The sequence below is a fragment of the Agaribacter flavus genome, from assembly GCF_042646125.1.
Lineage (GTDB): Bacteria > Pseudomonadota > Gammaproteobacteria > Enterobacterales > Alteromonadaceae > Glaciecola > Glaciecola flavus.
On the sequence record NZ_JBHRSW010000017.1, the window covers coordinates 116,720 to 139,565 of the forward strand.

Sequence of the window (22,846 nt, forward strand, 5' to 3'; positions counted from 1 at the left end):
CAGCTCTTTCAATAAAAGTGGTACTCTAGCAATGCAGTGCTTCGACTATGAAGAACAAACCCTAAACTAGAAAACAACTGAATACTGGCTTTGTTTTCAGGTTTAATCTCAGCGATCAATTCAATATCTTCTTCTTGAGAACGATACCATTGTATCGCTTTATGCAATAGACTCTTCGCTAAACCCCGTCCCCTGAAGGTTGGATTCATATGAATAGACACCCTCGCAGACAAAGGCGTGCTGTTCGTATCTAAATCAAAACGGCAAATACCAATCTTATGTTCGTGCAGCTCACCAATAAAAAGTAAGCGATTGTCGTCGTTTAGCGCTTCGTTAAACCACTTAATATGTGTTGAATAATCAACCCTGTCGGAGTTGAACGACATTTTTCGCACAAGGTCATCATTTCGCCACATATAAACATCATCTGCATCGGAGGCGATCGCGCTTCTAATATTCATTAATCACTTCTCCAACAAAAACCAAGTGATGTCATCCATGGGTGTCCAATTGTCACGCTTGTATACAAAACCATAGTCAACTAATTTTAGACCAAACTCGGACATCAACTCACCGGCAAAGTCGCGCTTAAACAATCGGTCTTGGTGACCGCGATATTCAATACTCACTGGGCTTGGATTGTAGTATTCCGCAACCAACACATAACGACGACTTAAATTGACTAAATTGCGGTATACCACGTGTAAACGGTCAGGATTAATGTGAATAAGGACTCCGGCGGTAAATGTTAAATCGACGGGAGACAACTCGAGTTTGTTTAAAATTGTGTCCTGATAAATATCGGCAATACCCAAGTTTGCCGCCTGTGTTGCCGCCTCTTGGTTAATTTCAACACCTTGCAATTTAACCGAGGGATTCAAACCATGAATGGCTTTGAGGTTTAAGCCGATATTGCACCCCAATTCAAGCACTGAAGTGAGCCCAGCTGTCGCTTTCAGCATTTTAGCCCATGTTGCTACTTTACTGTGATACAACTGCGCCGAATTGTTGCGTTTAATATAGTCTGTACCAAAGTCCTCGGCCCAAAACGCTTCTTGCTCAGTCTTATATTCTTGCATGTAATTTTTTGCTCAACTTGAATGCTACTCAATTGACACTTTTCTCGAGTTTAAGCGTCAAAATTCGGCACCGGACGGTGCATTTGAAGGTAGACCAGCAAGATACGAGCCAAAAGGCAAAAGATAACAAATAGACAAGTTCTATGTGTTGTCTCTAAATTCTTTCCGCTTAACAAAAATAACTATTGCGAATAAAAAGCCAACTACCGTGCCCAAAGGAATAGTTAAGATCATAACAATCGATGAGAACACCCAAAGTTTAAATAGTAGTCTCGAGCGATAGCTAGAAACAAACATTGAGATAACGGCACAACATACGCCTATTATTGAAACCAATAAGTACACTACTATTTGTAGAATAGAGCGGCTGAGCTCACCCGCCATGACTTTGGGATCGCCCTCACCAAACATACTCATGTCTTGAAAGATACTAATTACAGTATACAGTGTTGTCACCAAGCCTAATGCCGAAACCAGCATGAGTAAGCTCATGACAGCCAAAATTTTCCCTAATAGTATCCGCTTTTTGGGGTTTTCTTCAGCGACACTAACACTACTTTGCGGTGTGTTGTAAACGTCCATTTTTACTCCAATAGTTATCAACGCTGTTTTTATAAGAGCTTATACTCGCCTTATCTTAATAGAAAAGGAGAGTATATCGACTCTACAAAATCAAAAACTGGTGGAATGAATAGGTAATTACTCCCACTCAATAGTTGCAGGCGGTTTCCCTGAAATATCATATACGACACGAGAAATGCCATCTACTTCGTTGATGATTCGATTAGACACACGCCCCAAGAAATCATAAGGTAAATGCGCCCAACGCGCGGTCATAAAATCAATGGTTTCGACGGCTCGAAGTGATACCACCCAGTCGTATTTACGCATATCCCCCATTACTCCAACAGAGCGAACGGGCAAAAATACAGTAAAAGCTTGGCTAACTTTGTGATATAAGTCTGCTTTGTGAAGCTCTTCAATAAAAATAGCATCTGCTCGCCTGAGAAGGTCGCAGTATTCTTTTTTAATCTCGCCGAGTACTCTCACGCCAAGACCTGGACCAGGGAAGGGGTGGCGATACAGCATGTCGTAAGGCAATCCTAGCTCTAAACCTATTTTGCGCACTTCATCTTTAAACAGCTCGCGAAGTGGCTCTACTAGACCGAGTTTCATATCCTCTGGTAAGCCACCCACGTTGTGATGTGATTTAATGACATGGGCTTTGCCCGTTTTAGAGCCAGCTGATTCGATCACATCTGGATAAATAGTGCCTTGAGCTAGCCATTTAGCGTTACTTAGTTTGCCCGATTCCTCGTCAAAAACGTATACGAACTCGTTGCCGATAATTTTGCGTTTTAGCTCTGGATCGGTCTCTCCCGAAAGCGCGTTTAAAAAGCGCGCTTCTGCATCAACTTTAACAATATTGAGGCCAAAATGATCGCCAAACATTTCCATTACTTGTTGTGCTTCATTTAAACGCAGCAAGCCGTTATCAACAAAAACACAAGTGAGTTGTTTGCCGATAGCTTGGTGAAGTAACATTGCTGTTACACTCGAATCTACACCTCCAGACAAACCAAGAATAACTTCCTCATCTCCCACTTGTTCTTTAATACGCGAAACGGCATCCTCAATGATTGAAGCCGCTGTCCATAGCTTTTCACATTGACAAATATTGATGACAAAATGCTCAAGTACACGCAAGCCTTGCTTTGTGTGTGTGACTTCGGGGTGAAATTGCACACCATAAAACTGCTTTTCTGTGTTGACCATTGCCGCATGTGGGCAGTTTTCGGTCATAGCGATCGTTTCAAAACCTGCTGGAATGTCGGCAACTTTGTCGCCATGGCTCATCCACACGTCCAAAAGTGCATTCCCACTGGCAGAAATGCCGTCTTCGATTTTGTCAAACAAGGCGGTCGCCTTCGCAACTTCAACCTGAGCATAACCAAATTCGCGTAAATCCGACCCTTGCACTTTGCCACCCAGCTGATGCGCCATGGTTTGCATACCATAACAAATACCTAATACAGGTATATTGGCTTCAAACACATATTGCGGCGCTCTTGGCGATCCGTCTTCAGTGACAGACTCAGGCCCACCTGACAAAATAATGCCATCTGGTGAAAAATTGCGAATATCGTCTTCACTTACATCCCATGCCCATAGTTCGCAGTAGACACCTATTTCGCGTACCCGTCGCGCAATGAGTTGAGTATATTGTGAGCCAAAATCCAAAATAAGTATTTTTTGGCTATGTATGTTAATTGACATGGATTGTTCCTAAAGAAAAAAGTATATGCCTCAGCAAATTAGCAAAGGCATATACAACAGATTTGACTTAACCTAATCGGTAGTTGGGCGCTTCTTTCGTAATACTGACATCATGCACATGCGACTCGCCCATGCCTGCTGATGTGACTTTAACAAACTTGGGTTTGGTGCGAAGTTCATCTATTGTTGCCGAACCCGTCAAGCCCATGGCTGAGCGCAACCCGCCCAGTTGTTGGTGAATAATGTTCGCAATAGGCCCTTTGTATGCGACTCTGCCTTCTATACCCTCAGGTACCAGTTTTTCAGCATTTTTACTGTCTTGAAAGTAGCGATCTGATGAACCATTGCTTTGATTCATTGCGCCGAGTGAGCCCATACCTCGATAAGACTTATAATAACGCCCCTGATATAACTCTACTTCACCGGGAGCCTCTTCCGTTCCGGCAAACATACTCCCAACCATCACTGAGCTCGCTCCCGCCGCCAGCGCTTTAGCAATGTCACCTGAAAAACGGATACCGCCATCAGCAATGACCGGAATACCCAATTCATCAACCGCAGAGACTGCATCTGAAATTGCGGTAATTTGAGGTACACCGCAACCTGTCACAATACGCGTGGTACAAATTGAACCAGGGCCGATTCCCACCTTTACTGCATCAACGCCAGCGTTTGCAAGTGCCAAGGCTCCTTCCGCAGTTGCTACGTTACCGGCAATAAGTTGCAGTTCTGGGTAGGCTTCACGTACCGCTTTTACCCGATCAATCACACCCTGAGAGTGCCCGTGAGAGGTATCAATCAGTAAGACATCTACCCCAGCTTCGACTAACAATTTGATTCTTTCTTCTGTGCCAGCACCTACGCTCACTGCAGCCCCTACGCGTAAACGTCCCTGCGAGTCTTTACATGCATTCGGTTTGCTTTTCGCTTTTTTGAAGTCTTTGACCGTAATCAGGCCTGTCAGTCGAAACGCCTCATCCACTACCAATATTTTTTCAATCCGATGTTCATGCATCAAATGCATAACCTCATCAGCCGTTGCTGTTGATGTCACCGTAACTAGCTTCTCTTTTGGCGTCATGACGGTTGAAATTGGCTGATCCAAACGATTTTCAAAGCGCAAGTCACGTCCTGTCACAATACCAATCAAGTTATTGTCTTCATCCACAACAGGAAATCCAGAATAACCAAGCTGTTTACTCAAAGCCTTGGTGTCTCCGATACTAGCGTGCTCCCTTACCGTCACAGGATCTTGAACGACACCGCTCTCGTATTTTTTAACCTTTAATACGTGTTCAGCTTGCGCTTGTGCAGACATATTTTTGTGAATAAAACCAATGCCACCCTCTTGCGCCAGAGCAATAGCAAGGTTTGCTTCGGTAACAGTATCCATAGCCGCAGACATTAAAGGCATGTTGAGGGTTATTTTGCGAGTGAGTTTTGTTTTTAAGTTTGCTGTGTGGGGTAACACAGTAGAGTGCCCAGGAACGAGCAGAACGTCGTCGAAAGTTAATGCTTCTTTTTCGATGCGTAGCATGCAATTTCACCTGTTTTGGTAGTGGTTTAATTGCGGCGTAATTGTAGTGTTTTTTATTGTCTAGGTAAACTAGAATAATAAGGAAAATTATCAAAAATAAATCATTTATGTTCGCTACCTCAAATCAAGTCAGTATATTAAGTGTCACTAAACTCAACCGTTTTGCAAAGCGAGTATTGGAGAGCGAAATAGGCTTAGTGTGGGTAACGGGAGAAATCAGTAACTTTGTCTCGGCAAGCTCAGGGCACTGGTATTTTACCTTAAAAGACAAACAGGCACAGGTACGCAGTGCGATGTTTAAGGGAGCCAACCAAAGTGTTAACTTTCGTCCAAAACAAGGCGATAAAGTACTAGTACGCGCCAGTATTGGTTTGTACGAACCAAGGGGCGACTACCAACTGATTGTTCAGCACATGGAACCGGAGGGTGTTGGACAACTCAAACAGCAGTTTGAAGCACTTAAACAAGCTTTATCTGAACAAGGCTTATTTAACAACGAACACAAACAAGCTTTGCCTCAAATCACAAAGAAGATAGGCGTAGTCACCTCTCCAACGGGTGCAGCCATTCACGATATTCTTCATGTGCTGCAGCGACGAAACCCTACGCTTGAAGTCATATTGTACCCAGCCGCAGTGCAAGGGGACTTGGCAGCACAGGAAATTGTCAAGCAAATACAAGTCGCTAATAGGCGCAAAGAAGTTGATTTACTGATTGTTGGTCGTGGCGGCGGTTCATTGGAAGATCTCTGGCCGTTTAATGAGGAAATCGTCGCTCGAGCAATCTTTGAATCTAGCTTACCTGTAGTATCTGCCGTCGGTCACGAAATCGATGTTACCATTGCTGATTTTGTTGCGGATTTACGCGCTCCTACCCCTTCTGTAGCTGCGGAAATTGTGAGTGCCGATTTACAAGTCATACAACACAATTTAAATCAACTGCTCAAGCGGCTACAAAAAACAATACAAGATAGAAAAGCGCATGATGTAAATAGAATTGATGGCTTATTTCATCGTCTGAAAACACAGTCACCGATGCGATTGATTCAGCAGCAAACTCAAGGCCTAGATCGGCTTAACCAACGTCTAGAAAATAGTCATCCCCACGCCGCTATTCAATCGCAAAAGGCAAGCGTAGAGCTACTTTCTCAGCGCATGCAAAGAGCATTGCTTGCAAAAATTGCTAATAAAAAACAAGCGTTTGATTTGACCAAGCACAAAATCGAAAGTTTATCGCCGGTAGAAAACATTGCTAGCTTACAAGGTTTAATCGCACAACAACAAAAAAACCTGTTTACAACAATCCAAGCTAGAGTAAATGAGGCTAAACAACTACTCGCCAATCAAAGCGCCATATTGGATTCGGTGAGTCCTCTATCCACACTCGCCAGAGGCTACAGCATTACCTACGAAGAAAAAAATGACAACATCATTCGTTCTATAAACGACGTACAAGAAGGCCAATGCATACGCACCCACCTAAAAGACGGTGATTTTTTAGCCAAAGTAACAATAAAAAAATAACCATCATAAGTAATTGATATGTGTATCCTTTGTGTCAACAATGTGGCAAATGTTATAAATTTGTTTGTTAGGATGCAGTAGCAGTGTTAAAATTCATACCAAGTTATAACAAATCATACTCTTGGTGTTGTCGTATTTATGAAGTACAGCTTATTTTCTGTCGTCCTAACTTCAATTGGCCTCGCATGTAGCATCGCGTACGCTAATGCAAGCACCAAACAAGACATGCCTTTTTATGCTGCCAGCCTCAGCACAGAAGCCAAAGAGTATTGTCAATCAACACAATGTAATACCCATAATTTCGACAAACAAGCACTCAGACAACTAATTGAAAGTAATGAGTACGCCGATGATGTAAGAGAAGCATTGGCTTTATCTGAATATGAAGTGCTAGTGGGTGACACATTGATCGATGTAGACGGCTCGCCAGCGCTGTTAATGGAAATCACAACAAACTGGCGTGGCGTCCCGATAGATGACTTGAACATCACACAAAATATCAGTCTCCCCCTGACAACGGAAAAATTAAACAACGCCGCGAGCAAATTGTTAGATACTTGGGTAAGCCATATCAGACGAGCAGAAGTACTCGATGCAGAGCGTATTTATCAAACGCTTGGCGCCAGTAACTATCAGCAAGAGCTGTCTATTCCCGCACAAATTGGTGATTTTGCACTGCAACAACAGGCTTTGTATCGAGACCCTATGCAAGGCAGTATCGCACGATATGAACACCCAGAATATATAGATGCGATTGTAGACATCAGCGTTTATCCGGTTTCTCCCTTTGCGTATTCAAAAGAAATGAAAGATGCCGATCTTTTAGCTGCCGAGTTAAATTCGGAACATATGCAAGTTCAAGCACTGGTTGAACGCGCAGGTATCAATGAATATTCAATCTCTGAAATAAAACCGCTTACTATCAAAAAAAATAGCAAAGTATTAGAAGGCTACGCGTTTCAGGTTGAGTTGAAAAATGGGCTCGAACCCGTCTACACGACAAATTACCTTTTCAAAAAAGGCGATAAATTCGTCAAGTTATCAGGCAATTTCCCTGACATGGTAATGCTGCCAATTGTTGAGCAAAGCATTGCGAAAATAGAAGTGCCGCCAGAGTCTGCTTTTATGCGCTCGATGCGCAGTGATGGCTGAATTTATTTGTTTTGACGCAAAAATGTATAATTTGTTTAAGAAGCAAAATTGAAATCTACATTTTATTGTTGTTTTCCTAAACGATTGTATATTTGCCTTAGTAACATCCTGCGTATTTTTTAAACCATCCTCATCTCTATACTGTCACTCATTAACCATACTTTCAATCAAGCGGTTTTTAGAAGGGAATTCTATTACCTGTACTTAGAGACAGCTTGAACCACACCAGAAGCTATACGAATATATTGCCTGTGAATCCACTGTTCGATTCAAACAAAGATATGCTGAAGAAAAAACAAGTTATTAGCATTTAATTTTCAAAAAAATAGTAAAGCTACAAATAGATGTTGAGATCACTTCAGTGATCTCAACAAATTTTGGTTTTCTCTCAACACTTCGGTCACTTTCATGCAGTATCCGATCTATTTTGCTATTGCACTGCCTTTAATAACCTTGCCTGTGTTACTAGGGCAGGGCTTGCAAAAAGAAAATTGGCTCTTAATAACGGGCTTGTATAGTCTCGCTCTATTAAGCGTTAGCATCTACAAAAGCAGCTTAGATGACATTAAAAACTACTTGGGCGCTCTACCACAATTAATTAGTATCTTTTGGGTGTTTGCATATTGCCACTTGATATACAAATATTTACCAATGTTGATAGGAGATATTGGTGGGCTCGCATACTCAATAGAATCCATCTATGCATATATCCTCTTATTTATTGCACTTCCCTTGTTAGAAGAAATTGTGTTTCGGGAAAAAATTTATACCGCCTTAAACAAAAAGCTCAACAAACTTTCAAGTATATTGATACTGAATACAATTTGGACTGTTTTCCATATCGGCTTATCTATAAAGGCGCTCATACCATTATTCTTCGTCGGCTTGTTCCTGTATCATCTGCGAAACAAGCACAATCTCATAACAGCGATATGCGCTCACATATTACTCAAAACTGTTTTTATCTATTAACAAAAATTTAAATATTGTGAAAACGCAACTGTATTCTAAAGACCCTTCTATACCTAGTTACACTATCACCGGCTCTATTTTATGGACTATTGTCTTAGCGTGGGGAGTACAATCAATTTTTGCTCTAGTCTGTGTAGTTTTTTTTGGACTAGAACCAGATAAACTTGATTCTTTGAGCGGTGTATATGTTCTTGCCTGCAGTAGTATATTAAGTCTGGCTGTTGTTTTGTTCGTCATAAAGAAGCCCGTTTTACAATGTAAAAACTGGTTCGCCAAGCCCTTCCCTTTCGAGTTTTTAGCATGTAACCGAATAAAGTTGTCTGTGTTGACTAAGATACTGATGCTCGGCTTTACAATTCATATCATTGAAGGGTTAATTAGGTATTATTTAGAAATTAGTATACCAGAAGCGACTTTGGCTCAAAAAACCCAAAACCTAGAGTGGTTTGAGTTACTCTTATTTGGAATCAGTCTGTGCATTATTGTACCGTTCCAAGAAGAGCTAATCTTTAGGGGTTTACTGTTCAATCGTTTGACGCATTCTGGGCTCAAACCTATCTTGTCAATCACGATGACCTCAACACTGTTCGCATTGATGCATCTCGATTTCAATACTGCCAGTTTCGTTTATCTGTTGATGTTTTCTGTCATAGTTACTTATGTGCGTTACAAAACTAAAAACCTGTATTATTGTGTAGCATTGCATATTCAAAACAACTCACTTGCCTTTATTGCTATGATTATTTGACAATATAATAAATTGTTTACCGGAAAAACAACGCATGAAAATTTTACCCACCATTTTCACTCTATTTCTTTTCTTATTCCCTTTGTTTGGCCATGCCAACCCTTTAGACGCTTTTAAGTATATGGCCAGCAGTACTTGGAAGGCTGAAGGCAAATGGAAAAGTGGAGCAGTCTTCAAACAAGAGGTGAGCTATCGGTTTGAGCTATCTGATAAGATTGTCATTGCTGAAACAAAGGGCTTTACCGATAAAGACCAAACCACTTTTGGCCTCAGAAATCATGGTGTCAGAAAATATGATGCAGAAAGTAACAAGATAAAATTTTGGGAGTTTGACGTTTTCAATGGTCTTACCGAAGGCCTTGTTACGATTGAAAATAAGAATATTTACTACCAATATTACTATGGAAAATCCTTGATTAGTGACGGATGGGAATATGTGGACGAGAACACATATAATTATAAGGTAGGTGAATACAAAAATGGCGTTTGGCTTAGCACATACTTGGAAACGACTTTCAAAAGAGTCGAGTGAGGTACTCTGCTTAGAGACTAAGCAGGTAATTTATCGTCGTATCAACTAAAGTCCTGAGGTTGCATATCTACTAACCACCGGATTCGGCTGCTGAGCTTGTGGTTATCTAATTCTATTAATGCTTGCTGCATGATCGAAAGGAGGTATCCTCGATGGTCGCTCTGAATAACTAGTTGATAACGTAAGCGCCCTTGTTTTTTTTCCATTACACAAGGCAATGGTCCAATAACTTTTGCATTAATAAACTGCGCCAACATACTTTTTGCATAGTTCAAAAACTCTAACACTCTGTCAAGGTGCTGTGATTCCGCACGCAGCAATGCTTGAAAACTAAATGGAGGGAGATTGGCAGCGCGCCGCTCCTCAAGCAAGCTCCGTGAAAACGACATAAAACCATTGTTTACCAAGTCCTGAACTAAAGGATGTTGAGGTTGATGTGTTTGTAACCATACTTCGCCCTGCTTATTCGCTCTCCCTGCTCGACCGCTTAATTGCGTAATCAGTTGTCCCATTTTTTCAGCGGCACGAAAGTCTTCACTAAACAACAAGGCATCTAAATTGAGCACAAGCCCCAAGGTAACATTTGGAAAATGATGCCCTTTGGATAGTATTTGAGTGCCAATTAAGATTTGATGCTTATTGTTGTTAATTGATTCGAGGATTTCGTTTAGACGCGCTTTACTGCGTGTGGAGTCGCTGTCGATTCGAACACATGAATAATTGCTAAAATACGCAGACAAAAAACCTTCAACTTGCTCGGTCCCCTGCCCTTCCGTACTTAAATCAGTGTTGCCACATTGACTGCATTTGTGCGGAATATAGCGTTGATTACCGCAACGGTGACATTGTAAATTTCCCGCAATTTTATGCATGGTAAAAGGTGACTCACAACCTACACAGGTCTCAACATGACCACATTGATGGCAAATAAGTGAAGGCGCAAAACCACGTCGATTGACAAAAATCAGTACTTGATTTCCCTCAGCCAGTTGTATGGCCATTTTGTCGAGTATGCCTTGCGCGATACCACATTGAAGCTGCTGCCCCGTTATGTTCAGTAAGTGCTGACTAGGTAAGCTTGCATTTCCTGCCCGGTTACTCAGGGTTAGATGATGATACTTTTGCGTATTGGCATTGTGCAATGATTCCAATGATGGCGTAGCGCTGCCTAATATAAGAGGAATGTTTAATTTGACGGCGCGAAATACAGCTAAATCCCTAGCGTGATAGCGCAAGCCGTCTTGTTGTTTGAAAGAATCATCGTGTTCTTCGTCAACGATGATCATACCCAAGTTTTCAAAGGGTAAAAAAACACTCGACCGCGTGCCGATAACAATACCTACATCACCTCGGCGTGCTTGATGCCAGACGCACAAACGCTGACTATCACTTAACCCAGAATGCATCATTGCCACAATCTCACCAAAACGCCGCTGAAAACGATCTGCAGTTTGCGGGGTAAGGCCTATCTCGGGCACCAAAATCAGTACTTGTTGGCGCTTTTTTAGCACTGCCTCAATGACTTGTAAATATACCTCGGTCTTGCCACTGCCCGTCACCCCTTCAAGTAAGAATGTTGCATATGTCGAGCATTTATTGATTGTGGATATGGCAATCGCTTGTTCCACATTCGCATCAAAAGCACGCTCGATTGATAGTGCATGTTGCCACTCATTTTTGGGCGCAATCCGTTCCTCATACTCTATGAGCTTTTTTTCTTCCAGTGCTTTGACAGTCTGTGTGGAATACTCGCTTTTTGCTTCGCTTAGACTCAAACTATGATCGAACAAAGCTCTAAACAAAGCGAGTTGCTTCTTTGCTCGACGGAGTGATAAAAGGGCGTCTTTCCGTTCTACGTTTTCTGCTATCTTAAGATAAGTCTGATTCAGCTCAGTTAGTTTTTCGTGTTTGCGCAACTTAGCTGGCAACATACTGAACAAGGTCTCACCCAGAGGATGTAAATAATAATCCGCCAGCCAAACGCCCAGAACCAGTAAATGCGAAGATAAAACAGGAAACTCATCTAAAATTGCTTCTATACTTTTTAGTTTAGTCTCATCAACGTCTGTACTTGCATCTAGATCACAGACAATACCCACCAATTTTTTATTGGAAAAGGGCACAAGTACTCGCATACCCACTTTCAAGCTAAGAATATTGGGTAATTCCTCGGGCACTTGGTAATTGAACTGCTTTCTAAGAGGAATAGGTATGGCAACTTGGACTACTTTCACTGTCTCTATCGGATGTATTTGATATCTCCTGTAACCATAGAATAACAGGAACTACATTTAAAGACTTGAATATAGTAAACCAACTTGCTAGTATCCGCTTCCCAAATTTACGGTCTTTGTTTGCAGTAAGTTTAACGAAGGCCGAATACGATAAACAACGCTTGGTGTTTAGCTTACGGAGCTTTATAGCGAGGCGGCCTAAATATAAGGTAATCCAAATGAAAGCAGATATTCATCCGGAATATAACGAGATAAAAGCGACTTGTTCTTGTGGTAACGTACTAAACATTCGTTCTACTTTGAAAAAAGACCTAAACCTTGACGTTTGTTCAGCTTGTCACCCTTTTTATACTGGTAAGCAGCGTAATGTTGATACTGGTGGTCGTGTTGATCGCTTCAAGAAACGTTTTGGAGCTTTGTCTTCTAAATAAGACACGCACATTATCATTGAAAAGCGCCATCGGTTTAACGACTTGGCGCTTTTTTTATACCCAAACACAAGCAAGTATTAACCTGCCTTACAGATCTTATTTATCCTGAATTCCAGTTATTTACATCGACATCGACGACTATAAGCTCTCGTTTTGGGGCATGGTATGCTATCGTAAGTGACCAATAACAAAGAATTTTTAACGCAAACTATAATTAGGCCAATTTGTAATGACAGATTTTCGTCAAAAAGCTTTAGACTATCATGCTCTGCCCACTCCAGGAAAAATAAGCGTTGAACTTACCACCCCAGCAGACAATGTTGACGACCTCGCACTAGCATACAGCCCCGGTGTTGCAGAGCCTGTGAAAGAAATTGCTGCAGATCCGAATGCCGCGTACAAATACACAGCAAAAGGAAACATGGTAGCGGTAATCTCTAACGGCACCGCAATTCTCGGTTTGGGGAATTTAGGTCCACTCGCATCAAAGCCCGTAATGGAAGGCAAAGCGTTGTTGTTTAAGCGCTTTGCAGGCATTGATTCGATTGATATTGAAATAAAGCACCGCACGACAGAAGAATTTATCAGTACTGTTGCCAATATTGCCGATAGCTTCGGCGGTATCAACCTTGAAGATATAAAAGCGCCAGAATGTTTTGAAATTGAGCAAGAGTTAATTAAGAGATGTAAAATTCCCGTATTTCATGACGATCAGCATGGTACGGCGATTGTCACAGCAGCGGGTATGTTAAATGCACTTGAAATACAAGGTAAGGATATTTGTGAGGCGCGCATAGTCTGTATGGGTGCGGGCGCTGCAGCGGTTGCATGTATGGAATTGTTGATTAAGTGCGGTGCGCAGCGCGAAAAAATCTATATGCTCGACCGCAAAGGTGTGATTCACACACGCAGGGATGATTTAACAGAGCATAAAAAGCTATTTGCCAACAATACCGATAAACGCACAATCGAAGATGTCATGACTGGCGCAGATGTATTTTTGGGTGTCTCTGGCCCAGATCTTTTGCAGCCTGAAACCTTGGCTCTTATGGCTCCGAATCCAGTCGTATTTGCCTGCTCTAACCCTGATCCGGAAATTAAACCAGAGCTAGCGCATTCTGTTCGAAATGATTTGATCATGGCAACAGGTCGTTCTGATTACCCTAATCAAGTCAATAACGTGCTGTGCTTCCCATTTATCTTTAGAGGCGCATTGGATGTGCGAGCTACGGAAATTAATGATGATATGAAGGTTGCAGCAGTTGAGGCACTGCGCAGCGTATCAAAAGAAGTCGTGCCACAAGAAGTATTACACGCATCCAATACAGATAGTTTGGAGTTTGGGAAAGACTATATAATTCCCAAGCCAATGGATCCTCGTCTACGCCAACGTATCGCAAGTGCTGTCGCCATGGCGGCGATCGACTCAGGTGTCGCTCAAGTCACATCCTTACCGCCACAGTATTCCACTAGTTTATAGTAAATAAAAGCCATGAGGCAGTTTGCAATCATGGCTTATTTAACTAAGACTCTGCAATACGAAGATAGCTTGCATTGAAAAACGTCATCAATTCTTCACTACGATATTTCTGAAAATTGCATTCCCTGTTGGATTACTCACATCATGATCCATTATAAAGGTCATACTTAGACTCGTTTGCGTAAAATAGCGGCCCACAGGGATGGCAAATCTTTGGTACTGCCCAAATTGCGTATATTCAAAATCAGTGATTCCCCATTCTTGAGTCCCTAAAAGTTTAAATGCTCGATTGGAGTTTATTTCAGTGCCATTGAAAAATCCCAATCCTTGAATTTCTCCTTGCGCGGTCGATTTAAACTCGAACTCAATAACAGTTGAGGGTTGTACTTCGATGTCCATAACTGTAAATATTTCCCACTTATTACCCTCTAGTTCAATACCCAAGCCATTTTCAACGATAGTGACCGTGCCGTTTCCATCTTGCCCAGTTATCGATGCTATATTCATTTGACCTAAGTTTAGCGGCGCTGGCTCATCTTCCCGCGGGCTCGGTGTATTTTGTAATTCGTATATTTTTACATTGCTAATTACAGTATTCGTGCCCTGTTTATTTGCATCGTTATCATTGAAGAAAACAAGGCGATCATAATTTCCCTCAATATACTCTCCCACGGCTATTGTAAATGTTTGAGTATTGGGTGCATTCAGGTACCGATGATCGGTGATTCCCCAAGTTTGAGTGCCATAAACCGAAAACGAAAGTTGCGAATTTATTTTGTTTTCGTTGCCAAAGCCTATACCTTGAATCTCAGCTTGACCGCTGCTTTTAAATTCGAATTCGAGTACTGTGTTTTCAGTAACCGTATAATTAAACGGTATGCTTTTCCAAGTATTGCCTTCCAATACAAGCGTATATGCGGTATCTCCAACATAAGCCCCACCCGTCTTATCTTGACTAAGATCGTGTGAATTTATTGGGTATTCATTAAAATTAATAAAATCATTGCTTGTGTCATCTTCTGAAACAGAAATTTCAAAAAACTGCGTGTCATGACCCATGCTATTTGAGACGGTAATTTGAACTGGGACAGTGCCGATATCAGAAGGTTGTGGCATCCAAGTTACTTTTCCATCTTGATCAATTGACATCCCATCAGGAGCAATATCCAAATTAAACTCAAAGGGTGCTGTACCCTCTAGGTCAAGGAAGCCATCCGCATCGTATAAATAGGCTATATTTACTTTTCCTGAAGTATTAGGGGTAGATGTAATCTCGGGAGCTTGACTTACTTTTTCGACAAGACAGGCGCTAAAACGTTGAGCTGTCGCCTCTATTACTGTTTGGATGTTTTCTATACTGCATGCTGAAAATTCTCTACCCCCTGAGCTTACATTTGGATTCATTACAAACCCACTGGGTGTGCTAGAACATGCAGAGCCACTCTGATTGTCGTGCGGCGCACCAAAGTTGTGGCCTAGCTCATGAGTAAAAACCAATGAAGTTAGCGCACCGACGCGCTGGGTTAAGCCAACGGCAAAGCGATTACATAGTGCGCCAACGTAAGCAATACCTGCCGTAGAGCCGTCAAGGTTTCGACCAGTAAACAAGTGTTTAACACCAGGGTTTGCGATATTACTATCCCTAAATGCGAACAATAGTTGTTGGGCATCGGTACTTGTCAAATCACCGTTATCAGCTAATTCGATCACTTCATCTGCTACGATGTTGATATTCAATTGATTTGAAAAGATACCATCTGCCACATTCAGGTGACTCAACATTTCGGCAGTAGCATTGTTACTACTAGATACAAAATTAGTATCGGCAACTAAGTTAATCTTAATTTCTCTTGCTACTGTTGCAAATCCAACTTTCAAGTTCTGAACAAAACTATCATAGCTTCTGACTTGCAAAAGCGACTGATCTGAATGGTCGTGCAGCGCACATGTTTTAGTACTGTCTACATCTTGGATATCGACTACTACCGTACTGTATTCATTTTTTTTTGATAATTGAGACAGGTGTCCTTGTAAGGCTCGATGCTGCAATGCTGAAGCAACGTTTTTATATGCTTCTATCAGATAGAGTGAATTACCATCATAGTAAGCACCAGTAACTTGGTTGGATTGATAGGTCAGTCGCGCCCATGACGCATCATTGCCTTTAATATTGCCAGTAAAATAAATGATTTCGTCACTGCTACGAATACCCGACGCCATGATTTCCATTAAGGCTTTGTTTTCAAATAATTCAAACTCCAAACTTTTATCTACTAGTTGCAGTGTGTATGTAGATGAACCATTATTGTTTAGAATTAAATTTGTGTCTGAAGGATTAACAAGTTGAGCTTTGTGTATATGCTGATGAGCATCTATCAAATTGGCTTTTGCGAAAGCGATAAGTGACAAGCTACTCATTACGACAGCAACAAGCAATTTGCATACTAGACTGTCCATTGAATTGAAGTTCGTATTCATTGGTATACCTAAAATTTCATTCTTATCATGCGGTTTTTCCGCATACTTTAAGGAATAATACTACCAACTTGTAGTGTCTCGAATATGAAACAGCAGGGTAAAGTATAAATATCAATATCTTTCATGGCGTGATTGTACTTGGAAGTTTCTCTCCCGCCGTGCAATACCCCACAAAAGAAAAAAGGCTATTCAATTGAATAGCCTTCTCTCAAACAACACAGTTATTTTTAAGCCGCTTTCTCTCCATCCGCTTCAGCGTTTTCAATTGGGTTTAACAAGAGGTAATCAAATGCGGCCAAAGCAGCCTTTGAGCCCTCCCCCATTGCGACGACAATTTGCTTGTAAGGCACGGTAGTCACATCACCACAAGCAAAGATCCCTTCTTCACTGGTTTGTCCTTTTTCATTGATAATGATTTCGCCGTGTTTGCTCAAATCGACAAGTCCATCGACAACTTTCGAGTTGGGTACCAAGCCAATTTGAACAAAGATGCCTTGCAAATCTTTTTTGAGTACTTCGTTTGTTTCTCTATCGATGTATTCAATTGCATTCACTTTGCCAGTTTCAGCCAGTACTTGCTTAGTGGCGACATTTTTTATTACCGAAATATTGTCACGTTTTTCTAGCTGCTCGACTAATACACCATCCGCTTTTAACTCTGGCATAAATTCGAACACGGTGACCTTGTTAACAATACCGGCCAAATCTAATGCCGCTTCAACACCGCTGTTACCACCACCAATCACTGCCACGTCTTTTCCTTTATAAAATGGGCCATCACAGTGTGGGCAATAGGCAACACCATTGCCGATGTTTTCTTTTTCACCGGGTACACCTAACTCTCTCCAATTGGCACCGGTTGCCACGATAATAGTTCTCGTTTTGAAAACCTCACCGTTGTTCAGTTGAATCGTTTTTATAAAACCATTTTCGATACTGTCTACACGTAAATGCTCTTTCAAAGTGACATCGTAATCATTGAGGTGCTGCATGAGAGAGCCAGCCAATTCTGGCCCAGTAGTTTTTGGCACAGATATCAAATTCTCAATCCCCATGGTGTCTTTAACCTGACCACCAAAGCGATCAGCGACAATCGTCACATTCAAACCCTTTCGAGCGGAATAGATTGCTGCTGCAACACCTGCTGGGCCACCGCCAATAACGGTGACATCCTGCAAGGGTAACTCGGGCTCGTCATTTGAAGCTTGCAATATTTCCGGTGCCACTTTTCCGAGCTTTTCAACGATACCCGCGATTTCGACTTTACCACTTGCAAACACTTCTCCATTTAAAAAGACAGTCGGCACGCCCTGAATTTTTTTCTCGTCAACTAAATCTGGGTACACCCCGCCATCTATCATTTCCGCGCTAATGTTTTCATTTAGTAGAGCGAACTGATTCATGGCTTGAACTACGTCTGGGCATGCATGACAACTCAAACTAACAAATACTTGAAAATCGAGTTTGCTGTTAACCTTTTTCACCATGTTTTGAATACTGTCGTCTAATTTTAGTTTACTCCCGCCAGTTTGCAGCAAGGCCAATATCAGCGAGTTAAACTCGTGCCCACCTGGCACACCTGAGAACACGATGCCGCTAGCTTGACCATTTTGCTCCAAAGTAAAGCTAAGCGGTGAACGCAGTACCCCATTTGTATCACGCTCCTCTACACTGACCTTATCAGACAACGAGGCAATTTGACTAAGCATATCAACAAGCTCCTGCCTTTTATCATGCTCGCCCGTTTGCACAACTAGCGTGATCGTGTTCTGTAAATCTTTCATGTAAGTTTTTAACGCGTTTAAAATATCTTGAGTCAACATATTCGGGTACTCCTTTATACTAGCCGCAAGTATTCGACCGTAACTCGCGGCATAAAAATTTATAAATTTGGGATGAACATTGGAAGTAAATGATTGCTCAGATTGCTAAAACTAAAGGCAGACACCTTGCCCTAAATACAAGCAATCATTTACTCCCAATGAGACTCGCAGACATTGCTGCGAGCCATACATTGTTTAGTGAACAAAATTTAGATTTTACCTACCAAATCCAAGCTAGGAGTTAAGGTTGCTTGACCTTCTTCCCATGCTGCTGGACATACTTCACCATCGTTGTCTGCTACATATTGTGCAGCTTTGACTTTACGCACCATGTCTTTAGCAGAGCGACCAATACCTAAATCGTGAATTTCTGCAACTTTGATCACACCTTCTGGGTTCGCCAAGAAGGTACCACGTAGTGCGCGACCATCTTCTTCAATCAATACATCAAAACCGCGAGACAAAGTAAACACATTGTCTGCTAGCATTGGATACGTTAGCGTACCGATTGCTGGAGACGCATCATGCCAAGCTTTATGCACAAAGTGAGAGTCTGTTGAAACCGCATAAACTTCTACACCTAGCTCTTGTAATTCAGCGTAAACCTTTTGCATGTCTTCAAGCTCTGTAGGACAAACAAAAGTAAAATCAGCAGGATAAAACAAAAAGATTGACCACTTACCTTTTACGTCTTCGCTAGTTACTGTTGTAAACTCACCGTTGTGAAAGGCTTCAACAGAGAAGTCAGGAATCGTTTTGTTAATCATAGACATTGCAGTTTTCCTCTTAAATAAATTAAATGTTTGAGTTCAATAACGTGATTGATTACGTTGATTAGTAAGATATAGATGTTCGCGTTCAAAATAAAATGAAAAGAACCGATACGCTTAATCGTAAAAACAGATTAAAGCCAAATCGCCCTCGCTCAACATAGCGACAATCTTGGTGAAGATGTAGCCATTGAGCTGAAAAACAAGATGGCACTTGATTGAATGCTTAAATTTGCCGCGGTCGGTTCCCAATATAAAGCGATCTATTGCTTGGGCAAGTTGTGTTTGTCACCAATATGTTTCAGCCTGCATGGCTACATGACGTGACTTTTCCATCACCTCAAGTAGGGCGGCGCTTTTTTCATCCAGCCAATCACTAAATTCTGTGGGCGCCTCTATATCTAGTTCTGACAATGCACTGCGCATAAAAGCAATGGCCTTAAGTTCACCAATTCCCTGTTGCAAATCTAACCAAGGCATTCTGAAGGTGCCTCTGGATTCGGTGAATAAATCTCCCAACAAAAAACCGTTGGTCAATGACTGTTTGAGAAGCACTTCAAGTGCTAAGTATTTTCCCGCATCCATGGCGTCTTCATTTGGCAGAGATTGCATTACTGTTTGCCAAGTTTGAGACAACCAACCATTCGCATGTTTTCGCACAGGAATGTCTGCGCCCGAAGTTTGTTCGCGCCACGGTTTTTCTAACAACATTTTTGATGCAAATAGCTGAAGCTCTATCGACTCCTTCGCCAATAAGCGAGCGAGCGGATCGTAGGCAATAAGTAAGCTTTCTTTTCGGCCTTGCAAATAGTTCATTATGCTCGCATCTTTTGGAATGCGTTTACTAAATGCACCTTTTTTTGAACGCAGACGACCAATGGCTTGAAGTTCGTCTTGCCATTTCCATTTTTGTGTCAGGGCAAGAAGTTGCCTGTGTAATCTCAATAAGTCATCTGATTGCAAAACCGGTAAATACAAAGAGACACTTTGGAGTAACAAAGACATGCTTTCTCTTATTTCCGTCAATGCCTTTAACTCGCCTGTATTGACAAAGATACTCAGGTGGTACTGCCAATGATCCAAGGCGCAGGTGATTGCCTTGCACAAGCCCTGCTCGGTAGAGTCTTCAAATGTCAAAGACAAAAACTTTGGCAAAGCTTTTATATTGGGAAACTGACCATTCACCAAACGATACCCACGCGCCGCTTTTGTGGTATTGCTGATCCTAATAGGTAAGTGAGCACTTATTATCTCAGCAAGCTCGAACAATATTGAAGCCTGACCTTCCTTTAGCTCTAGCTCAAGTTCGTTAATGTCGACTTTGTCGTTTTCTGTTTCGACGCAACCGACGTCATAGACAAGTTCCACCCGTCCATTATCCAACACAATATCAAATTCATACCGAGTAAAGTTAGTGGTAAAAACGCGTTCCACTGATTGGCCAAGTTCAGCGATACTTATTCCATCAGGCCAAATATCAGCAGGAAACTTACTGATATCTGGAACAGGTCTGTCTAACTCAATATTGTACTCAGGGCGCTGATGCAAGCCACCTCTAATTTGACCTTGTGTTTTAACGGTTTGTTCGTAACGACCATTTTGCGTTCTGACCCTAAATCCAATTTTGTGCTTTCGCAACACACAATCAGCGGTATCAAAATAATCGTTATATACTTCTTTTTCCTTGGCACTAATACTTCCTTTGATTGCCGGAAGCACCTTGTCTTTCAAGGCAGGCAAGGCATCACCATTTACTGCAAGTTTTAACTCAACTTCCATAATTTTCCATTGAACACAGTGAGAGTCTGTGACTCGTTGTTAATTGTTGTTTAGCCTGATGCCGAAAAGGGGAGTGACCATCACATCAGGTTATTTAATCTTGATAAGCATACCATCAAAGCCTTGCGATGTAGCTCATCTCTTCGGATTTATCGTTTTTCTGTGGACTTGTTTCGGACAATCACCGTTTTTAGTTAACCGCACAGACCAGTAAATTTAATGGCCTTATTTCAAAAAGCTGCAACATAAAGCAAATATGCTATGATTCTAGCCGATGGTCAGGGCTTATGTTTATTTTATAGAGTTTTTTACCCCTTGATACCAATAACTAAGCTTCACTCGACCTGCTTTGAATAGATACAGCAAAAACCACGACAACACTAAACAGTAAATATCATCACTATGCGTCTCACTTTACTTTTATTACTTCTCTTTCTCTGTAGCACGACCATTGCGCAAGTCGATACACCTAATGACGAAACAAGTGCTGATACACGATTCATTTCAGACGATTTATTCATTTACATGCACGCTGGCCCAGGTCGAGACTTTAGACTACTCGGTTCTATCGAAGCAGGCACAGAGATTAAGTTAGTGCAAGTTGACCAAGTAAAAGGTTTTGCTGAAATTGTTGATCCACGCGAGCGAAGAGGCTGGGTTGAGAGCAAGTTTGTCAGCCGCAAACCGTCCATTCGTCAACAAATGTCGAATTTGCAATCTCTACTTGATGATAAACAAAAGGAACTGGAGCAAAAACAAAAAGAACTGTCGGCCATTAAGAAAAATTTAGCACAGTCCAGCCGCCAGAAAGCCAAGTTAAATAGACAAATTACGCAGCACTTAGAAGAATTGTCGTCACTAAAACAACAAATTCAAAAACAAGAAAGACAAAGCAATATGCAATGGTTTACGCGCGGGACTGTGCTGGCCTTAATTAGTGTCGTAGTGGGGTATTTGATGGGGATGTATGGGCGGAGAAAAAACAAAAGTGAATTCATTTCTTAGTTGATGTGCATCGCGCAAAACTGCGTGTGTAGCAGCGAACAGGTACTTGCTCCAGCACAACAAAGAGCAGCTTTTGTTATAACGTCGCTTATGCGCTTTCTAAGCTGCGAGTGTAGCAGCGAACAGAAATTTGTCGGGGAGCTAAAACCTGAAGATTTTCTAAGCTGCGTGTGTAGCAGCGAACGTGACTTAGCGGCAATCAAGACGCAGTTGTCATTTCTAAGCTGCGTGTGTAGCAGCGAACTCTTAACATACGTCTTAATGCTGTCACGTTGCTTTCTAAGCTGCGTGTGTAGCAGCGAACACATCTACTTTGAATGTCGATCCGTCTTTGAGTTTCTAAGCTGCGTGTGTAGCAGCGAACCCGGAAACACGGACGCGCCGATGCCTAGTTCATTTCTAAGCTGCGTGTGTAGCAGCGAACTGCGAAGCATTGAAGAATACGCGCTAGATATTTTTCTAAGCTGCGTGTGTAGCAGCGAACGCCGTTAGCTACATGCTGAAGCAAGTCGTCAGTTTCTAAGCTGCGTGTGTAGCAGCGAACAGCAACATGAAATAACATGTACTGCACGTGCTTTTCTAAGCTGCGTGTGTAGCAGCGAACAGCAACATGAAATAACATGTACTGCACGTGCTTTTCTAAGCTGCGTGTGTAGCAGCGAACGAAATATACAAAGATCGCGTAGGCGATCAAATTTTCTAAGCTGCGTGTGTAGCAGCGTAACCGATCATTTTAGACCGTTCTGTACAACTGTCTGATTTAAGTTTAATGCCGCGGCACTAATATGCCTCACAATACCGGCTGGCACTTTATGGTGTGTTTTGCCATTGTCATTAGCAATTAACACTGTCTTGCGGTTTTTCTTTAGTAATGTGCCTGTCACCGTCTTGCTATCGTGGGTAAATTGCACTTTCATGCTAGGACGCAGCATGGCGAGCGCTTCTCTGTCTTGTTTCGCTTGTAATTCATCAATGCGGTCAACGACAGCACGATTGAGGGTATATAATTGGTCGATAGATAAATGG

19 protein-coding genes and 1 CRISPR repeat array are annotated in these 22,846 nt (G+C 41.8%); of the genes, 8 read left to right on the plus strand and 11 right to left on the minus strand.

Features of this window, described 5'->3' with window-relative positions:
* Window positions 1-8 precede the first annotated feature (8 nt).
* From ACFOHL_RS11070 to guaB, 5 genes are all read right to left on the minus strand, one after another.
* Window positions 9-461 (minus strand): GNAT family N-acetyltransferase, encoded by a 453-nt coding sequence (locus tag ACFOHL_RS11070; protein WP_376920295.1) that lies wholly within the window; start codon window positions 459-461, stop codon window positions 9-11.
* Between the two features lie 3 nt (window positions 462-464).
* Window positions 465-1,079 (minus strand): pseudaminic acid biosynthesis-associated methylase, encoded by a 615-nt coding sequence (locus ACFOHL_RS11075; RefSeq protein WP_376920296.1) that lies wholly within the window; start codon window positions 1,077-1,079, stop codon window positions 465-467.
* A gap of 141 nt (window positions 1,080-1,220) precedes the next feature.
* Entirely contained in the window at window positions 1,221-1,661 is a 441-nt protein-coding gene (locus tag ACFOHL_RS11080) for a hypothetical protein (RefSeq protein ID WP_376920297.1), read from the minus strand.
* 117 nt (window positions 1,662-1,778) lie between these two features.
* Window positions 1,779-3,356 (minus strand): glutamine-hydrolyzing GMP synthase, encoded by a 1,578-nt coding sequence (gene guaA, locus ACFOHL_RS11085; protein WP_376920298.1) that lies wholly within the window; start codon window positions 3,354-3,356, stop codon window positions 1,779-1,781.
* Window positions 3,357-3,423: 67 nt separating this feature from the next.
* Entirely contained in the window at window positions 3,424-4,893 is a 1,470-nt protein-coding gene (gene guaB / locus ACFOHL_RS11090) for an IMP dehydrogenase (protein WP_376920299.1), read from the minus strand.
* A gap of 107 nt (window positions 4,894-5,000) precedes the next feature.
* Here guaB and xseA point away from each other — a divergent pair, with 107 nt between their 5' ends.
* The 5 genes from xseA (at window position 5,001) to ACFOHL_RS11115 (ending at window position 9,820) form a co-directional block, all read left to right on the plus strand.
* The gene (gene xseA / locus ACFOHL_RS11095) at window positions 5,001-6,416 is read left to right on the plus strand and encodes an exodeoxyribonuclease VII large subunit (protein WP_376920300.1); all 1,416 of its coding nucleotides are present in this window, start codon (window positions 5,001-5,003) and stop codon (window positions 6,414-6,416) included.
* A 138-nt stretch (window positions 6,417-6,554) separates the two neighbouring features.
* A complete protein-coding gene (locus ACFOHL_RS11100) occupies window positions 6,555-7,568 on the plus strand; it encodes a hypothetical protein (RefSeq protein WP_376920301.1) in 1,014 nt (337 codons plus the stop codon).
* Between the two features lie 651 nt (window positions 7,569-8,219).
* Window positions 8,220-8,540, plus strand: a complete 321-nt coding sequence (locus ACFOHL_RS11105) for a CPBP family intramembrane glutamic endopeptidase (RefSeq protein WP_376920313.1) — start codon at window positions 8,220-8,222, stop codon at window positions 8,538-8,540.
* Window positions 8,541-8,880: 340 nt separating this feature from the next.
* A complete protein-coding gene (locus tag ACFOHL_RS11110; RefSeq protein ID WP_376920302.1) occupies window positions 8,881-9,288 on the plus strand; it encodes a CPBP family intramembrane glutamic endopeptidase in 408 nt (135 codons plus the stop codon).
* Window positions 9,289-9,322: 34 nt separating this feature from the next.
* Entirely contained in the window at window positions 9,323-9,820 is a 498-nt protein-coding gene (locus ACFOHL_RS11115) for a hypothetical protein (protein WP_376920303.1), read from the plus strand.
* 41 nt (window positions 9,821-9,861) lie between these two features.
* Here the strand turns inward: ACFOHL_RS11115 and priA are convergent, their stop codons facing one another.
* Complete coding sequence (gene priA, locus ACFOHL_RS11120; protein WP_376920304.1) at window positions 9,862-12,054, minus strand: primosomal protein N'; 2,193 nt, start codon at window positions 12,052-12,054, stop codon at window positions 9,862-9,864.
* A 218-nt stretch (window positions 12,055-12,272) separates the two neighbouring features.
* Here priA and rpmE point away from each other — a divergent pair, with 218 nt between their 5' ends.
* Complete coding sequence (gene rpmE / locus ACFOHL_RS11125) at window positions 12,273-12,485, plus strand: 50S ribosomal protein L31 (protein ID WP_376920305.1); 213 nt, start codon at window positions 12,273-12,275, stop codon at window positions 12,483-12,485.
* A 229-nt stretch (window positions 12,486-12,714) separates the two neighbouring features.
* Window positions 12,715-13,965 (plus strand): malic enzyme-like NAD(P)-binding protein, encoded by a 1,251-nt coding sequence (locus ACFOHL_RS11130; RefSeq protein ID WP_376920306.1) that lies wholly within the window; start codon window positions 12,715-12,717, stop codon window positions 13,963-13,965.
* A gap of 87 nt (window positions 13,966-14,052) precedes the next feature.
* Here the strand turns inward: ACFOHL_RS11130 and ACFOHL_RS11135 are convergent, their stop codons facing one another.
* The 4 genes from ACFOHL_RS11135 to ACFOHL_RS11150 all read right to left on the minus strand — a co-directional run bounded on the left by ACFOHL_RS11135 (window position 14,053) and on the right by ACFOHL_RS11150 (window position 20,815).
* Entirely contained in the window at window positions 14,053-16,443 is a 2,391-nt protein-coding gene (locus ACFOHL_RS11135) for a M12 family metallo-peptidase (RefSeq protein ID WP_376920307.1), read from the minus strand.
* 227 nt (window positions 16,444-16,670) lie between these two features.
* A complete protein-coding gene (ahpF, locus tag ACFOHL_RS11140; RefSeq protein ID WP_376920308.1) occupies window positions 16,671-18,266 on the minus strand; it encodes an alkyl hydroperoxide reductase subunit F in 1,596 nt (531 codons plus the stop codon).
* Between the two features lie 209 nt (window positions 18,267-18,475).
* On the minus strand, window positions 18,476-19,039 hold the full coding sequence (gene ahpC / locus ACFOHL_RS11145; RefSeq protein ID WP_376920309.1) for an alkyl hydroperoxide reductase subunit C: 564 nt from the start codon (window positions 19,037-19,039) through the stop codon (window positions 18,476-18,478).
* A 285-nt stretch (window positions 19,040-19,324) separates the two neighbouring features.
* A complete protein-coding gene (locus ACFOHL_RS11150) occupies window positions 19,325-20,815 on the minus strand; it encodes a CYTH domain-containing protein (protein WP_376920310.1) in 1,491 nt (496 codons plus the stop codon).
* Between the two features lie 402 nt (window positions 20,816-21,217).
* Between ACFOHL_RS11150 and ACFOHL_RS11155 the strand changes: the two genes are divergently transcribed.
* A complete protein-coding gene (locus ACFOHL_RS11155; protein WP_376920311.1) occupies window positions 21,218-21,820 on the plus strand; it encodes a TIGR04211 family SH3 domain-containing protein in 603 nt (200 codons plus the stop codon).
* 12 nt (window positions 21,821-21,832) lie between these two features.
* A CRISPR array of direct repeats spans window positions 21,833-22,544; the repeat unit is 28 nt; unit sequence TTTCTAAGCTGCGTGTGTAGCAGCGAAC.
* Between the two features lie 4 nt (window positions 22,545-22,548).
* Here ACFOHL_RS11155 and ACFOHL_RS11160 read toward each other — a convergent pair.
* Window positions 22,549-22,846 (minus strand): hypothetical protein (locus ACFOHL_RS11160; protein ID WP_376920312.1); only part of this gene is annotated, 298 nt, incomplete at its 5' end.

Coding starts and splice junctions, on each gene's coding strand:
- ACFOHL_RS11080 (WP_376920297.1), bottom strand. CDS start 1,661: ATGGACGTTTACAACACACCGCAAAGTAGTGTTAGTGTCGCTGAAGAA.
- guaA (WP_376920298.1), bottom strand. CDS start 3,356: ATGTCAATTAACATACATAGCCAAAAAATACTTATTTTGGATTTTGGC.
- ACFOHL_RS11075 (WP_376920296.1), bottom strand. CDS start 1,079: ATGCAAGAATATAAGACTGAGCAAGAAGCGTTTTGGGCCGAGGACTTT.
- ACFOHL_RS11115 (WP_376920303.1), top strand. CDS start 9,323: ATGAAAATTTTACCCACCATTTTCACTCTATTTCTTTTCTTATTCCCT.
- rpmE (WP_376920305.1), top strand. CDS start 12,273: ATGAAAGCAGATATTCATCCGGAATATAACGAGATAAAAGCGACTTGT.
- ACFOHL_RS11110 (WP_376920302.1), top strand. CDS start 8,881: ATGCTCGGCTTTACAATTCATATCATTGAAGGGTTAATTAGGTATTAT.
- ahpF (WP_376920308.1), bottom strand. CDS start 18,266: ATGTTGACTCAAGATATTTTAAACGCGTTAAAAACTTACATGAAAGAT.
- ACFOHL_RS11130 (WP_376920306.1), top strand. CDS start 12,715: ATGACAGATTTTCGTCAAAAAGCTTTAGACTATCATGCTCTGCCCACT.
- ACFOHL_RS11135 (WP_376920307.1), bottom strand. CDS start 16,443: ATGAATACGAACTTCAATTCAATGGACAGTCTAGTATGCAAATTGCTT.
- ahpC (WP_376920309.1), bottom strand. CDS start 19,039: ATGTCTATGATTAACAAAACGATTCCTGACTTCTCTGTTGAAGCCTTT.
- ACFOHL_RS11150 (WP_376920310.1), bottom strand. CDS start 20,815: ATGGAAGTTGAGTTAAAACTTGCAGTAAATGGTGATGCCTTGCCTGCC.
- ACFOHL_RS11155 (WP_376920311.1), top strand. CDS start 21,218: ATGCGTCTCACTTTACTTTTATTACTTCTCTTTCTCTGTAGCACGACC.
- guaB (WP_376920299.1), bottom strand. CDS start 4,893: ATGCTACGCATCGAAAAAGAAGCATTAACTTTCGACGACGTTCTGCTC.
- ACFOHL_RS11105 (WP_376920313.1), top strand. CDS start 8,220: ATGTTGATAGGAGATATTGGTGGGCTCGCATACTCAATAGAATCCATC.
- ACFOHL_RS11070 (WP_376920295.1), bottom strand. CDS start 461: ATGAATATTAGAAGCGCGATCGCCTCCGATGCAGATGATGTTTATATG.
- ACFOHL_RS11100 (WP_376920301.1), top strand. CDS start 6,555: ATGAAGTACAGCTTATTTTCTGTCGTCCTAACTTCAATTGGCCTCGCA.
- xseA (WP_376920300.1), top strand. CDS start 5,001: ATGTTCGCTACCTCAAATCAAGTCAGTATATTAAGTGTCACTAAACTC.